The organism is Myroides sp. TSA_177.3 (genome assembly GCF_052691955.1).
In genome coordinates this window covers 56372-70629 of sequence record NZ_JBQZGD010000003.1, presented here as the reverse complement: position 1 = coordinate 70629, position 14258 = coordinate 56372, and the positions used below count along the sequence as shown (strand labels likewise).

10 protein-coding genes, 2 tRNA genes and 1 riboswitch are annotated in these 14258 nt (G+C 37.3%); of the genes, 8 read left to right on the top strand and 4 right to left on the bottom strand.

The window, feature by feature from the left end:
• Positions 1-140: 140 nt before the first annotated feature.
• From rimM to ACUTSE_RS04100, 3 genes are all read right to left on the bottom strand, one after another.
• Positions 141-671 (bottom strand): ribosome maturation factor RimM, encoded by a 531-nt coding sequence (rimM, locus tag ACUTSE_RS04110; RefSeq protein ID WP_002989420.1) that lies wholly within the window; start codon positions 669-671, stop codon positions 141-143.
• 12 nt (positions 672-683) lie between these two features.
• Positions 684-1205, bottom strand: coding sequence for a 30S ribosomal protein S16 (locus ACUTSE_RS04105; protein WP_002989422.1), 522 nt, complete (start codon positions 1203-1205; stop codon positions 684-686).
• 197 nt (positions 1206-1402) lie between these two features.
• On the bottom strand, positions 1403-1858 hold the full coding sequence (locus ACUTSE_RS04100) for a hypothetical protein (protein ID WP_445639347.1): 456 nt from the start codon (positions 1856-1858) through the stop codon (positions 1403-1405).
• 405 nt (positions 1859-2263) lie between these two features.
• Between ACUTSE_RS04100 and ACUTSE_RS04095 the strand changes: the two genes are divergently transcribed.
• Together ACUTSE_RS04095 and dnaE are read left to right on the top strand one after the other, a co-directional pair.
• On the top strand, positions 2264-2860 hold the full coding sequence (locus tag ACUTSE_RS04095; RefSeq protein ID WP_115092307.1) for a DUF6252 family protein: 597 nt from the start codon (positions 2264-2266) through the stop codon (positions 2858-2860).
• A gap of 117 nt (positions 2861-2977) precedes the next feature.
• Entirely contained in the window at positions 2978-7513 is a 4536-nt protein-coding gene (dnaE, locus tag ACUTSE_RS04090; RefSeq protein ID WP_445639346.1) for a DNA polymerase III subunit alpha, read from the top strand.
• A 56-nt stretch (positions 7514-7569) separates the two neighbouring features.
• On the opposite strand, the gene ACUTSE_RS04085 is transcribed toward dnaE, so the two are convergent.
• A complete protein-coding gene (locus tag ACUTSE_RS04085) occupies positions 7570-8100 on the bottom strand; it encodes a MepB family protein (protein ID WP_445639345.1) in 531 nt (176 codons plus the stop codon).
• 203 nt (positions 8101-8303) lie between these two features.
• On the opposite strand from ACUTSE_RS04085, the gene trxA reads away from it, so the two are divergent.
• From trxA to ACUTSE_RS04055, 6 genes are all read left to right on the top strand, one after another.
• Positions 8304-8621 (top strand): thioredoxin, encoded by a 318-nt coding sequence (trxA, locus tag ACUTSE_RS04080; RefSeq protein WP_002989433.1) that lies wholly within the window; start codon positions 8304-8306, stop codon positions 8619-8621.
• A gap of 419 nt (positions 8622-9040) precedes the next feature.
• Positions 9041-9114: transfer RNA gene (locus ACUTSE_RS04075), tRNA-Asp, on the top strand.
• Positions 9115-9228: 114 nt separating this feature from the next.
• Positions 9229-9305, top strand: a tRNA-Asp gene (locus ACUTSE_RS04070).
• Between the two features lie 268 nt (positions 9306-9573).
• A riboswitch (cobalamin riboswitch) is annotated at positions 9574-9753 on the top strand.
• A 101-nt stretch (positions 9754-9854) separates the two neighbouring features.
• Positions 9855-11927, top strand: a complete 2073-nt coding sequence (locus ACUTSE_RS04065) for a TonB-dependent receptor (protein ID WP_445639344.1) — start codon at positions 9855-9857, stop codon at positions 11925-11927.
• 4 nt (positions 11928-11931) lie between these two features.
• A complete protein-coding gene (locus tag ACUTSE_RS04060; protein WP_445639343.1) occupies positions 11932-13065 on the top strand; it encodes a YncE family protein in 1134 nt (377 codons plus the stop codon).
• Between the two features lie 244 nt (positions 13066-13309).
• Positions 13310-14257, top strand: coding sequence for a PKD domain-containing protein (locus ACUTSE_RS04055; protein ID WP_445639509.1), 948 nt, complete (start codon positions 13310-13312; stop codon positions 14255-14257).
• The last annotated feature ends 1 nt before the right edge of the window (position 14258 follow it).

Sequence of the window (14258 nt, the reverse complement as noted above, 5' to 3'; positions counted from 1 at the left end):
AAAACAAATATAAGCCTATGAGATAGAGGGTGAGGTGATCTCATCGCCCTACTTTCTCATCACCTCACCAATCTCATCGCCTCAAAAAAAACGCCAAGAGGTTTCCTCTTGGCGTTTTTTTAAATTATCAACGGTAAAAATTAATTATCTAAATATAAATCTACTAAACCAGCAGGAATATGAAGGATTAATTTTTTGTTTTCGCGATCAACTTGTTCGATGAATTGGTCAATCATTGGAACTAAGATTTGAGTTCCGTTGTGATCAATTTCGAATAGGACTTGGTAGTTGCTATCATTAATACGGATCAAAGTTCCTACAGAACCTAGGGTCGTATCAATTACTTCAAAACCTTCCACTTCGTGATAATAGAATTTATTTCCTTCCAATGGAGGTAATAAATTTAAGGGCAAATATAATTCCGAACCAATAATACGGTCTGCATCCTCTTCGGATTGGCAGTCTTCGAATTTGACTCTTAAGAAATCATTTTTGTGCAAAAAAGCGGCTTCAATAAAAAAAGGAACCAGTTGTCCGTTAAAGTCAACGAACACTGATTCCAAATTTTCGTATAACTCAGGTTCATCTGTATCTAAATAGACCAAAACTTCCCCTTTGAAGCTAAATTTTTTTGCGACTTTGCCTAAATAGAAACAATCTTGTTTACGCATATCGCTCAGAAATTATGCTTGAGTTTCTTCGTTGTTTTCTTCAGCTACTTCTTCTGTTTCTGCAGGTGCAGATTCAGCAGCAACTTTAGCAACTTGAGCAGCAGCACGTTTAGCGTTTGCTTCTTTTTCAGCAGCAAGCTTTTGAGCTTTCTCATTCGCTTTAGAAGATGTTAAACCATCTTTTTTAGCGTTGATTTTGTTTGCTTTCTCTTCTAACCAAGCAGTGAATTTAGCATCTGCTTGCTCTTGAGTTAAAGCACCTTTGTTCACTCCACCTTGTAAGTGGTGTTTCAATAAAGCACCTTTGTAAGAAAGTAATGTTCTAGCAGTATCCGTTGGTTGTGCACCGTTGAATAACCATTTAACAGCTGAATCAACATTGATTTCAACAGTTGCAGGGTTAGTGTTAGGATTGTAAGTACCGATTTTCTCTAAGTATTTACCATCTCTTTTAGCGCGTGAATCAGCAGCTACTACCCAGTAAAAAGGTTTTCCTTTTTTACCGTGTCTTTGTAATCTAATTTTTACAGACATAATAATTTGTTTTGTTTGAGGTACCCGACCTCGGTTAAAAATTTGCGCAAAGATACTAACTTTTTTAATGCAACACGGTATTTACGTATAAAAATATGTCTTTTAATCTCCTTGATTCTAAGCGAATTACCGCTGATAACCCAAAATGATGCGGTCTTTTTGATGTGAATCAACGACGCAATACAAGAAAAAAGAAATTATTTGACACGTTTAAAGTGTTCTGCAGCGCCTGTTTTATTTCCATTTCTATAAAGAACAAGTTTATTGTTCGTTATTTCCATAATTAGATATTGAATTTCTTCTTCTTCTTTTGAATCGTTTGGATTGATATAAAATGAACCAGGAGTCCAGATTGTGTAACGACCTGAGTCAATGGGATATTCTTCGTTATATATACCCGTGTCCCATTTAAAAAAAATGGTATTTAGGGTACCAAAATCAAGAAAAAAAAGTGAATTAAAATCGTATTCCTCAACACTTAGTTCTTGCTTGGTGAATATATTTACAATTTTGTAGCGTTCCCATCGACCTTGTAATTTTTTTTCCAAGGCTTCTTTTGTTGTTGGTGGGCCATCATTATCATCAGTTGAATTACAACTGTTTATCGTTAACATGCTTGCAATAAGGCAAAGGAGAAGTAAAGGTTTCTTCATAATTATTTTTGTTAAAAAAAAGCAAATAAAGTTAAAACAAAGTATATTGGCAAATGTGAACTTTAATTATCTTTATTTACAGCGTTTGTTTCTAAGAATAAAATAGAAGAATTATTTGTTTTTGGGAGATTAGTTGAAGTTAGGGTAGGAATAAGTAGAAAGGGAAAGAAAAAGTATCCAATTAAAAAAATCTAAAGAGAAAAGCAGTTATAATATATAAAAATTGTATTTTTCTCAATAGAAATTAATTCTCAGTGGCACATGAAGCAGCATTGAAATTTTATTTTAAGGAAACGGAAAAATAAGTTCTTTTTCAAAGTTAAAGTTTTATTAAAAAAATTTTTTTATGAACAATAAAAAATATATTTTTGCGATGTATATATATCACTAATAGATTAGTATAATATGAGAAAGATAATAGGAATGTTCGCGTTAGTTTTGGGGTTCATGGCATGTGAAAGTGATGTTAAATTTTCAGATCCAGGAATGTATGCATCAATGACTCTTGATGCAATCACAGATTCAACGAGAATAAATGGTAATCCCTATAGTCATTATACGGAATACAAACCACAAACGTTTAAAGCATTTGTAGTGAATGAGAAAACGTTGAACATAGAAGCTAAAACGGATTCAACTACTTTGAGAATCTATTTACCAGATTATGAATTTGGGGCAAAATATGAATTTAACGCAACAGATAATATCAAAGCCGATTATATCGTGTATGATGATTATAAAAATACAGCTTCAATGTATTCTACGGATGCATTGAGCGTTATTACAAATAAACCAGTGAATCGCCCAGGATATATTATCTTAGATCCTGCTGATAAACAAGTGCCAGGAACTATTTCTGGAACATTTGTAATTAACATGAATGCGAGTATCTTACCAGATAACGAGTTGGATGATAAAAACAAAGTGATCAAGCGTTATGTGGATAGAAAAACATTCGACGGTGGAGTATTCTTTAGAATTCCACTAGGAAAAGGAGAATAAAGATTTGTGAAAATATCGATATTGAGAAAAGCTGCTTATTAACTAAGCAGCTTTTTTTGTACCTTTGAAATTGTTACAAATCTCCCTGTTTTTGGGTTAATATTCTATAAATCAAGTATGTATTTAATTTTTGATACGGAAACTACTGGGCTTCCGAAGAGTTGGTCGGCTCCCTTAACGGATACGGATAATTGGCCGCGATGTGTACAGATCGCGTGGCAGTTACATGACGATATGGGGCGACTTGTTGAACATCAAGATTACCTAATCAAGCCGAAAGGGTTTAATATTCCTTATGATTCAGAGCGTATTCACGGAATTTCTACAGAATTAGCAGAAGAACAAGGGATTGACTTAGAAGAAGCATTAGCCAAATTCAATATTGCGCTTTCAAAAGCTCGTTTTATTGTGGGTCAAAACATTGGTTTTGACGTGAATATTATGGGCTGTGAATTTTACCGTATGGGGGTGGATAGCCAATTGACAACCATGGCGGTATTAGATACGTGTACAGAGGTTACGGCAGAAATGTTGAAACTACCTGGTGGACGTGGAGGACGATATAAATTGCCTACCCTAACGGAATTGCACACTTATCTATTTGGAGAAGCTTTCGCAGAAGCGCATAATGCAACAGCCGACGTGGAAGCAACAACGCGTTGTTTTCTTGAATTGATTAAACGCGAAACGTTTTCTAAGGATGAATTGCAATGTGATGAAACGTATATTCAACGTTATACCGCTTTCAATCCACAGCCTTTTCAACCAGTAGGATTAAAACACATCAACTTAAAGAAAGCATCTGATGAAATCAGAGCGCGTTTGGCGAAATTACAAGGAAGTGCTACAGAAGCAATTTCTACAGAAGAACGCCAACAGTTTCAAAACGCTCGATTTGCACATTTACACGTGCATACGCAGTTCTCCGTATTGCAATCGACAATTGGGATTCCCAATCTAGTTAAAAAAGCAGGAGAAATGAATTTGTCTGCCATCGCAATGACAGATCACGGAAATATGATGGGAGCGTTTCACTTTGTTATGGCGGTCAATAACCACAACAAAGGAATTGAAGCCCAGAATAAAGCGCGATTGGAAAATGGGGAAGAGGCTTTGCCTTTGCTTACTCCTATTGTGGGATGTGAATTCTTCATCAATGAAAATCACCTCGATCGAACGAAAAAAGACAACGGGTACCAAGTAGTACTCTTGGCTAAAAATAAAAAGGGATACCATAATTTGGCTAAAATGGCCTCTATTGCGTATACCGATGGATTCTACTACGTGCCGCGTATTGACAAGCAGGTTGTAGAGCAATACAAAGAAGACGTCATCGTATTGACGGGGAACTTATTTGGAGAAATACCTGGAAAGATATTAAACGTTGGAGAGCGTCAAGCTGAAGAAGCGTTAGTGTGGTGGAAAGAACAATTTGGCGAGGATCTCTATGTTGAATTAATGCGTCACGGTCAAGAAGATGAAAATCGCGTGAACCAAGTGTTAATTGAACTAGCTCGCAAGCACAATATCAAAATGGTAGCGACGAATAACGCCTATTATTTAGATAAAAAAGATGCCAATGCACATGATATTTTATTGTGTGTGAAAGATGGTGAAAAACAAAGTACACCAATTGGAAGAGGACGTGGGTATCGTTATGGATTACCCAATCAAGAGTACTATTTCAAGTCAGAAGACGAAATGAAAAAATTGTTTGAGGATGTACCTGAAGCAATTTACAACATACAAGAAATTGTAGATAAAGTTGAACCTTTTGTTTTACACCGCGATGTATTACTTCCTAAATTTGATATTCCTGAAGAGTTTCAAGATGCTCGAGATTTAGAAGGAGATGGATCTGGAAAAAGAGGGGAAAACAACTACTTAAAATATTTAACCTATGAAGGAGCTAAACGCCGTTATCCTGAAGTAACAGAGGAAATACGCGAGCGTTTAGACTTTGAATTGGCGACCATTGAGCGTACGGGATATCCAGGGTACTTCTTAATTGTACAGGATTTCATTGCTGCAGCTCGTCAAATGGGCGTTTCCGTTGGACCTGGTCGTGGATCTGCTGCTGGTTCTGCTGTAGCTTATTGCTTAGGGATTACCAACTTAGATCCGATTGAGTACGACTTGCTTTTTGAGCGTTTCTTAAACCCAGATCGTGTATCCATGCCCGATATTGATATTGACTTTGATGATGAAGGTCGTAGCAAGGTAATGGATTATGTAATTGATAAATATGGTTCCAATCAAGTAGCGCAAATTATTACCTATGGTAAGATGGCAACCAAGTCTGCAATCCGAGATACAGCTCGGGTATTGGATTTGCCTTTGTTTGAGGCCGATCGTATTGCGAAGTTGATTCCAGGTATGATGCCTTCCAAATGGAATTTAGCTCGTTTCTTATCGGAAGGAGAAGATGCGATTAAAGGCGTGTTGAGAAGTGAGGAGTTTGATAAAGTAAAAGAGCTGATCGCATTGGCGAAAGAAGATTCTTTGGCTGCAGAAACGATTCAGCAAGCGAAGATATTAGAAGGGTCCATGCGAAACACTGGTATTCATGCCTGTGGGGTAATTATTACACCAGATGATATTACCAAGTTCGTGCCTGTAACCGTAGCGAAAGATTCGGACTTATATGTGACGCAATTTGATAACTCCGTGGCAGAGAGTGCAGGGTTGTTGAAAATGGACTTCTTGGGGTTGAAAACCTTAACCCTTATTAAAGATACCATCAAGTTAGTGAAGTATAGAACGGGAATTGAAATTGATCCCGATTTGATTCCGATTGATGATGAAAAGACGTATGAATTGTTCCAGCGTGGAGAAACGATTGGGGTATTCCAGTACGAGTCCGCGGGAATGCAGAAATACATGCGCGAATTAAAACCGACGGTATTTGCGGATTTAATCGCCATGAATGCCCTATATCGACCAGGGCCTTTGGAGTATATTCCTTCGTTTATTCGCCGTAAAAATGGGGAAGAACCCATTGTATACGATTTAGATGCTTGTGAAGAATACTTACAAGAGACCTATGGAATTACCGTATACCAAGAGCAGGTAATGCTTTTGTCGCAAAAATTAGCTGACTTTACGAAAGGTGAGGCTGACGTTTTGCGTAAGGCTATGGGTAAAAAACAGAAAGATGTACTGGATAAAATGAAGCCTCAATTTGTGGAGCAAGCGGCAAAAAAAGGACATGACCCTGTAGTGCTAGAAAAGATTTGGAAAGACTGGGAAGCATTTGCTTCGTACGCCTTCAATAAATCGCACTCGACTTGTTATGCTTGGATTGCGTATCAAACGGCTTATTTGAAAGCTCATTATCCTGCAGAATACATGGCTGCTGTACTATCGAATAATATGAATGACATCAAGCAAGTAACGTTCTTTATGGAGGAATGTAAACGCATGGGGCTTCACGTATTAGGACCAGATGTAAATGAGTCGTTTTATAAATTCACGGTAAACGATGAATATGCGATTCGATTTGGAATGGGAGCAGTTAAAGGAGTTGGACAAGGAGCCGTGAAAACGATTGTCGATAATCGAAGCAATGCTCGTTATCGTTCGATTTTCGATTTAGCGAAGAAAATTGATTTGAGAGCAGCAAATAAAAAGGCATTCGAAAACTTAGCATTAGCTGGTGGTTTTGACTGTTTTGAGAATACACATCGTGCGCAATATTTCTATACAGATCCATCAGATCCAAATACCTTCTTGGAAAAAGCCATTAAGTATGGAGCAAAAACACAAGAAAGTGAGAACTCGGCACAGGTGAGTTTATTTGGAGATAGTAGTGAAGTACAGATTCCAGAGCCGATGTTGCCTGCTTGTGAAGAGTGGAGCACCATGGAAAAACTAGCGAAAGAAAAAGAAGTCGTTGGAATTTATATTTCTGGACATCCTTTGGATGATTTCCGTTTTGAATTGAAAAATTTCTGTAATGTTCGAGTAGAAGAATTGGTTCGTTTGGAAAACTTTACAGGACGTGTTGTTAGTTTTGGCGGAATGATTAGCGATGTTCAGTTTCGAACGTCAGCAAAAGGAAAAGATTGGGCGGCCTTTACTATTGAAGGATATGACGAGTCTTTTGAATTCCGTTTGTTTAATGAGGATTTCTTGAAATTTAGACATTTCTTATTGACGAATACTTTTGTATTTGTTCGCGTGCAAGTAAATGAAGGATGGATTCGCAAGGATACGGGTGAACGTGGAGAACCTCGTTTACAGTTTATGGAGATGAAATTATTACATGAGGTGATTCCTGCTTTTGCAAAACAATTAGTCGTGCAAATGAACATTAAGGAGCTGAGCGAAAATAAACTCAATGAAATCAAGGCTACGCTAGATAAATATATGGGAGATAAACAGGTTTTCTTTGATATTTTTGAAGTGGAGAAAGTAGAATTGGAAGAAGAGAATAAACCAATGCCGGTTATCAATATGGCACTGAATGAAGATGGAGAAATGCTGGATGATATGGAAGATGGAGAAGGAGCTTCTTTTGAATTAGAAGATAAAAGAGAAGAATTTAGAATTGTAAATCGCATTGAGATGTCAAGTCGAAATAGCCGTATTACAATTAGCGCGGATCTGTTAGAAGAATTAGAACGCCAACAGATCATGTTTAAATTGAATTAAATCTACCAATTTAGTTATAGTAAAACGCCTTACTTCAACGGAAGTAAGGCGTTTTTTTATTTCACTGTATCGATATGTTGTTTTAATATTTGATGAAGCTCTACTGTGTTACGACTCGTGGATGGTTGACCCTCTTGAGCAGAGAGCAAAATAAAATAGTTTTCTTGCCATTGCTGCGTTTTTTGCGCTTGTTTGCTCGTTGGAGCATCCCAAGTAGGATACACGCGAAAACCGCGCTTCCCTTCCTGTTTAGGGGTAGTTAGAATACCTTTCTCTCCCAAAATAGACTTGGGGAAAATAAAACAGCCGACTTGATTTGATGCTTCCGTCAGTATAAGGTAAAAATCAAAAGGATCTAAAAGGGAAAAGGGGGTTGTGATGCCCTCAGTATTCCGTTTCCATACCGTTACAAATTGACCGATTTTTTTAGGTGTTATTTTGGCTTTTCTAAACTTAATAGTAAAGGTATCCAATAGACAGGTATAACCGTTGTATTCTTCACATTCGGGATCTATTGCTTGCGGAATGAAATTCATTTCTGCATGTTGTAGAAAAAAGTCTTCAAGCTGTTGTAATTCCTTTTGCATAACAATTCCATAAAGAGATACAAATATCGGTATTATTTTGCTGTAGTTGGATGGGATAAATAAAATGGAAAAACGGATATCATCATATAGTGTATCTTGTGAATTAGCTTTGTATATCTCGAAATAGATAAAATTGATTAAAAAGGATGAGGTAAGTATAATTATTTTAGTAGTTTTGTCTTATAACGTAAAAAAGTATTACCATGGCATTAGAAATAACAGACGCTACATTTGAAGAAGTAGTATTAAAATCAGACAAACCAGTTTTAGTAGATTTTTGGGCAGTATGGTGTGGACCATGTAAAATGTTAGCTCCAGTTGTATCTGAATTAAGTGCAGATTTCGAAGGAAAAGCAGTAATTGGAAAAGTGGATGTAGATAACAACCAAGAATTCGCTTCAAAATATGGAATCCGCAACATTCCTACAGTATTAGTATTCAAAAATGGAGAAGTTGTAGGACGTCAAGTAGGAGTAGCTCCTAAAAAAGCATACGAAGACTTAATCAATGAAGCTTTATAAGAAGCCTTTTACGATTAAAAAGATAAAAAAACAGCAGTGAAATTTGATTCACTGCTGTTTTTTTTTGCTCTATTTTGTTTTTACAGCACCTGAAAAGATAAATTTCTACATCGAAAAGAAGAATAATAAGAGGGAGGATTGAAGAAAAAGAACAAAAAAGAATAGAGAAGGAACAAAAAAAGAGTGGGAAAAATGGAGTTGTCGCCGTTTTGAAGTAGAAAGAAGGAGGAATTATTTCCTTCAAATGGGGAAAGATTCAAAAATGATGAAAAAAAAGTTCATTTTTTTTATGGTTTTATAGTGCTGAAACTCAAGTGGCTTCTGGTTTTGGTGAAAAAAAGTTTGATTTTTTTTGCCGTAGGATTTGGAAGTGTAGAAAATGGTCGTATATTTGCACCGCATTACAGCAATAAAGACAAGGTTTGGTAGTTCAGTTGGTTAGAATACATGCCTGTCACGCATGGGGTCGCGGGTTCGAGTCCCGTCCAGACCGCAAAACTCAAGAGCAATTTTGAGTCAGCGAAAAAGACGAAGAAAAGAATAATTTTCTTTGTAGTTTTTAAAAAAAGTCTATCTTTGTCGCTGTAATGATTTTATGGTTAATACTGGTTTGGTAGTTCAGTTGGTTAGAATACATGCCTGTCACGCATGGGGTCGCGGGTTCGAGTCCCGTCCAGACCGCCAGTAAAAAAGAAGCCTCTCATTTCGTGGGAGGCTTTTTTTGCCCTCTAATAATCACTGGATTATTAGATTGTAAAATTTAGTTGTGTTGTTAAGTGCGCAAGCACTAGGTTTAGTAGTTAGACCAATGAAAAGCTTTCCTGAAATTCACGGAGAGCTTTTTTGTTTTTATACCGGATTGGAAAATGGAGAGGAGAGTCTTTCTTTTTAGACTTACCGTAAACCGTCCACCATAAACTATCCACTCTTTTCCCATCACTTTTTCACTATATTTGCGCATCAATAAAATGGTTTATCTGAAAAGATAATGAAAAGGGAATGGAGTGAAAATCTCCAACAGGCCCGCTGCTGTAAGCTCAATGGTTTAACAAGCTTGGTTGTCCACTGTTGTAAAATGGGAAGGACCTTGTTAAGAGTAAGTCAGAATACCTGCCATTTTAGGTTTTGTTTAATGTTTTCGATGCCAAAATAGTAAACGCAATACTACGTACCCGTTATTCATCTGATAAGGGGACCCGTACGATGCGTTTGTATGCGAAATGATTCATGCTTATGCGAGTACAGTATTTATTTTTCTTAGTAGGAAGTCTGTGGTTTTTCGGAGCACCTAGTGGATATGCACAACAAACCCAAGATTCTCTTACAGCATTAAAGGAAATCTTAGTAGTCAAAGAACGAACAAAAGATATTATTTTACCCCAAACATTAGAAGGAGAGCAATTACGCCGTTTAAATGGTACAGATGTAGCAGATGCCCTGCGTTATTTCGCTGGAGTGAAGATGAAAGACTACGGAGGTATGGGAGGGATGAAAACAGTTGATGTACGCCATATGGGAACCCATCAAGTAGGTGTTTTTTACAATGGTACCCAATTGGGCAATGCCCAAAATGGAGTTGTTGATTTAGGGAAGTTCTCTTTAGATGATATTGAAGCGATTCAATTGTATAACGGACAGCGAAGTGCTCCCTTGCAAGCTGCTAAAGAATATGCAGCTGCATCAGCCATCTATATTCAAACCAAGCGCCCCACTTTTACCGCGCAAGAGAAAATACACACGCAGTTTCAATATAAGTTAGGATCCATTCAATGGACCAATCCTTCGGCTCGTGTAGCTATTAAAGTCAGCGATCATGTTAGTACGAGTATTAGTGCAGCTTATTTATATTCCAATGGCAATTATAAATTCAGGCAAAAACGCTTTAATCTGGATGGGACAGTAGCCTATGATACCACCGCGTATCGAAAAAATAGCGGTATTGAATCCTTTCGTTTAGAAAATAATTGGTTTGGTCAAGATGAAGTCAATACTTGGCAGGTTAATCTATACTATTATCAATCCCACCGAGGATTGCCAGAAGCAATTATTAAAAAAAGCGATGCAACTCTGGCTACAGAACAAAACAATGAAAAACAAAACGATAAAAATGTCATGTTGCAAGGGGAGTGGAAACGCGTGGTATCTCCTTTGTATCAATGGATGATAAAAGGGAAGTTTGCCTATGATCAACTGCATTATCAATCGAGAAAAACAGTCGACTTTCAAGGCGAAGAGGTAACCTATAATCCTCAATTTGATAATACTTATCACCAACAAGAATGGTACCTATCGGCCTCTCATTTATTTACACTAGCCCCATTTTGGAATGTTTCGCTAGCTACAGATGTGCAGTATAATAAATTAAATGCAACGCGTTTAGGGCAAGAAGCCCTGTTTACCTATCCAGAGCGTTATACCTTTTATACGGTGCTTTCAACAAGTGTAGATGTAGGTCGATTGAAAGCACAAGCAAACCTTTTAGGGACTTTTACTAAAGAAAAGGTGCGGTATAACTACCAAGCGCCGAATCGCTCCTTGTTTACACCCTCTGTTTTTCTGCGTTATAAACCTTGGGATACATCAAATTTTACGGTACATGCGTTTTACAAACAGATGTATCGCCTGCCTACATTTAATGATTTGTATTATACTCAAATCGGAACATCTCATTTAAAACCAGAACTTTCTCGTCAGTTTAATGTAGGATTTGCCCATCAAGTAGCAATTAAAAGCAAGTTGCTGAAAGAAGTTCATTTGACGGTAGATGCATACTACGCTCAAGTAGAAGACAAGATAATTGCTTCGCCTACTTCGAGTATGATGCGTTGGATGATGTCCAATCTAGGAAAAGTGGAGCATTATGGAATAGAAAGCCAAATCAAAACACATTGGGAACTGATGCAGGGGATGACGGCTCAAATTGGAGCAACGTATGAATATACCATTGCTCAAGATTTAAGCTTGACGCCTTCAGGAAAACCTTCTTTTTATGGAGATCAAATTCCCTATACCCCTTGGCATTCTGGATCCGCTATCTTCGGTTTAGATTATCACGATTGGCAGCTGGATTATAGTTTCATTTATGTTGGAAAGCGCTACAATGGCAATAAAAACAATACCAAACGCAATGAGTTACAACCGTGGTATACGCATGATTTAAGCGTACAAAAACAGTTGCAGTGGAGAAATAAGACTATTCAGATTAGAGCTGAGGCGAATAACCTAGCCGATCAATATTATGAAGTAGTGACCAATTTCCCTATGCCTGGAAGAAATTTTCGTTTAACCCTACGTGTAGCCTTATAAGTATATGAGAAAAATTAGCTATATCCTGTTGATTGTAGGCTTATTATTGAGCAGCTGTCGCAAGGACGAATTGATTTTTGTTTCCGATAGTTCCGCAGTTTCTATCCCTGTACAATTAGAAAATATTCAAGGTTTTTATCTTCTAAATGAAGGAAATATGGGAATGAATCGCGCAACCCTCGATTGGTTTGATTATGAAACAGGATTGTATACACGGGATATTTTTGCTGAACGAAATCCTGCGATTCCCCGTGAATTAGGCGATGTTGGAAATGACCTTAAAATTTATGGAACCAAAGCCTATGCAACCATCAATGCCTCCAATTTTATTGAGGTTTTTGATGTAGCAACAGGTAAACACATCAAGCAAATTCATGTGCCTAATTGTCGGTATTTAGCTTTTGCTGATGGAAAAGTTTACGTGAGTTCTTTTTCAGGCAAAATAGAAACCAATCCCAATGCAGAAATTGGTTTTGTGGCGGAAATCGATACGATTGCTTTGCAGGTGAGACGAAAAGTAGAAGTGGGATATCAACCCGAGGAAATGGCAATTAGAGGCAATAAGTTGTATGTGGCTAATTCTGGAGGCTATCGAGAACCTCATTATGATACTACGGTTTCCGTTGTTGATTTATTGACGTTTACCGAGATCAAAAAAATAGAAGTAGCGCCCAATTTACATCGCATGCAAGTAGATCGTAGAGGAGACATCTATGTAAGTTCACGTGGAAACTACAAGGATATACCCCCTAATTTATATGTGATTGATTCAGCAGTGGATGAAGTCAGACAAAAATTGGATATTCCAGTTTCAAATATGACACTTGATGAAGATCAGTTGTACTATTATGCTAGCGCTTATCAGGCTAGCACCAATACAAATGAAGTATCCTTGGGAATATTAGATACCAATACAAAGCAAATCATACGTCCTTCATTAAGTACAGATGGTACAGAAAAAAAGATACTGATGCCTTATGGAATAGCAGTAAACCCAGAAACCAAAGAAATTTTTGTAACCGATGCACAAGATTATATAGGGAGTGGTTATATTTACTGTTTTTCCTCAAAAGGGGAATTAAAGTGGAAAACAATGGCCGGAAATATTCCCGCACATCTTGCATTCACAAACAGGTAGGGGTCAATGGCAATTGCCCCATAACATGAAGATTTAGAGATCAAATGAGAATTTCATACCAAGAAAATCAGGTATGGGTCAATGGCAATTGCCCCATAACATGAAGATTTGGAGATCAAATGAGAATTTCATACCAAGAAAATCAAGTAGGGGTCAATGGTAATTGCCCCATAACATGGAGATTTGGCAATCAAATGAGAAAATGGATGGGTCAAAGACCATTCACCAGAAGAAAAAAAAGAAAATGAAAAACAAAAAAAGTAGAGTAGGACTATTTTGTGTAGTAGGAATAGCCTTATGGAGTGGCATAAGCTGTTCAAGTGATAGTGATTCAAGAGAAGAGCCGAAGCAATACAAAGCAACCATTACACGTGTTTTGGAGTATGTACCTGCTTTTGGACAATTCGTCAATGAATTGCCTCGATATGAAGTAGGAGATACGGCAGAAAGCATGCGCATAAAAGCAGAAAAAGCCTTAATTAATAATGAGGTTATTTCGTTGGGAGGATTTGGAGGCTATGTTGTTTTTGGTTTTGATCATACCATTGAAAATATTGCTGGAGAAAGAGATTTCAAAGTTTTAGGCAATGCTTTTGCACATAATGCAGAACCAGGAGTCATTTTAGTGGCATACGACAAAAATAAAAATGGAGTTCCCGATGAAGATGAATGGTATGAAATTGCAGGAAGTGAACATGAAAATAAGAAAACGATTAAAGAATATAGGATTACATATTATAAACCATCCAAAGAGCATGATGAGACAGTTGAAGCGTTAGATCATTATATTCGCTGGACGGATAACCAAGGAAATGAAGGGTGGAAAACGAAAAATACGTTTCATCATCAAAGCTATTATCCGCAATGGATAGAAGATGAAACGATTACATTTCAAGGTACTTTATTACCCAATAATGCCGTGCAAGTAGGAGAAACAGCAACGAGTTGGCAGTTGCAAACTTTTGCCTGGGGGTATGCAGATAATTATCCCAATCGTCAAGAAGGAGCTACTATTGATATTGATTGGGCTGTAGACCAAGCAGGAAATAAAGTGCACTTACCTGGAATTGATTTTGTAAAAGTATATACAGGATTAAATCAAGAAGCGGGTTGGTTAGGGGAAACCTCAACTGAAGTAGCTGGAGCGATTGACTTACATGTAGAAGGAACATCAATACAAACACTTAAATAAT

What these genes read in the sequence shown, in the direction of transcription:
- rimM (WP_002989420.1), bottom strand. Translation starts at nt 671, where the DNA reads ATGCGTAAACAAGATTGTTTCTATTTAGGCAAAGTCGCAAAAAAATTT.
- ACUTSE_RS04105 (WP_002989422.1), bottom strand. Translation starts at nt 1,205, where the DNA reads ATGTCTGTAAAAATTAGATTACAAAGACACGGTAAAAAAGGAAAACCT.
- ACUTSE_RS04100 (WP_445639347.1), bottom strand. Translation starts at nt 1,858, where the DNA reads ATGAAGAAACCTTTACTTCTCCTTTGCCTTATTGCAAGCATGTTAACG.
- ACUTSE_RS04095 (WP_115092307.1), top strand. Translation starts at nt 2,264, where the DNA reads ATGAGAAAGATAATAGGAATGTTCGCGTTAGTTTTGGGGTTCATGGCA.
- dnaE (WP_445639346.1), top strand. Translation starts at nt 2,978, where the DNA reads ATGTATTTAATTTTTGATACGGAAACTACTGGGCTTCCGAAGAGTTGG.
- ACUTSE_RS04085 (WP_445639345.1), bottom strand. Translation starts at nt 8,100, where the DNA reads ATGCAAAAGGAATTACAACAGCTTGAAGACTTTTTTCTACAACATGCA.
- trxA (WP_002989433.1), top strand. Translation starts at nt 8,304, where the DNA reads ATGGCATTAGAAATAACAGACGCTACATTTGAAGAAGTAGTATTAAAA.
- ACUTSE_RS04065 (WP_445639344.1), top strand. Translation starts at nt 9,855, where the DNA reads ATGCGAGTACAGTATTTATTTTTCTTAGTAGGAAGTCTGTGGTTTTTC.
- ACUTSE_RS04060 (WP_445639343.1), top strand. Translation starts at nt 11,932, where the DNA reads ATGAGAAAAATTAGCTATATCCTGTTGATTGTAGGCTTATTATTGAGC.
- ACUTSE_RS04055 (WP_445639509.1), top strand. Translation starts at nt 13,310, where the DNA reads ATGAAAAACAAAAAAAGTAGAGTAGGACTATTTTGTGTAGTAGGAATA.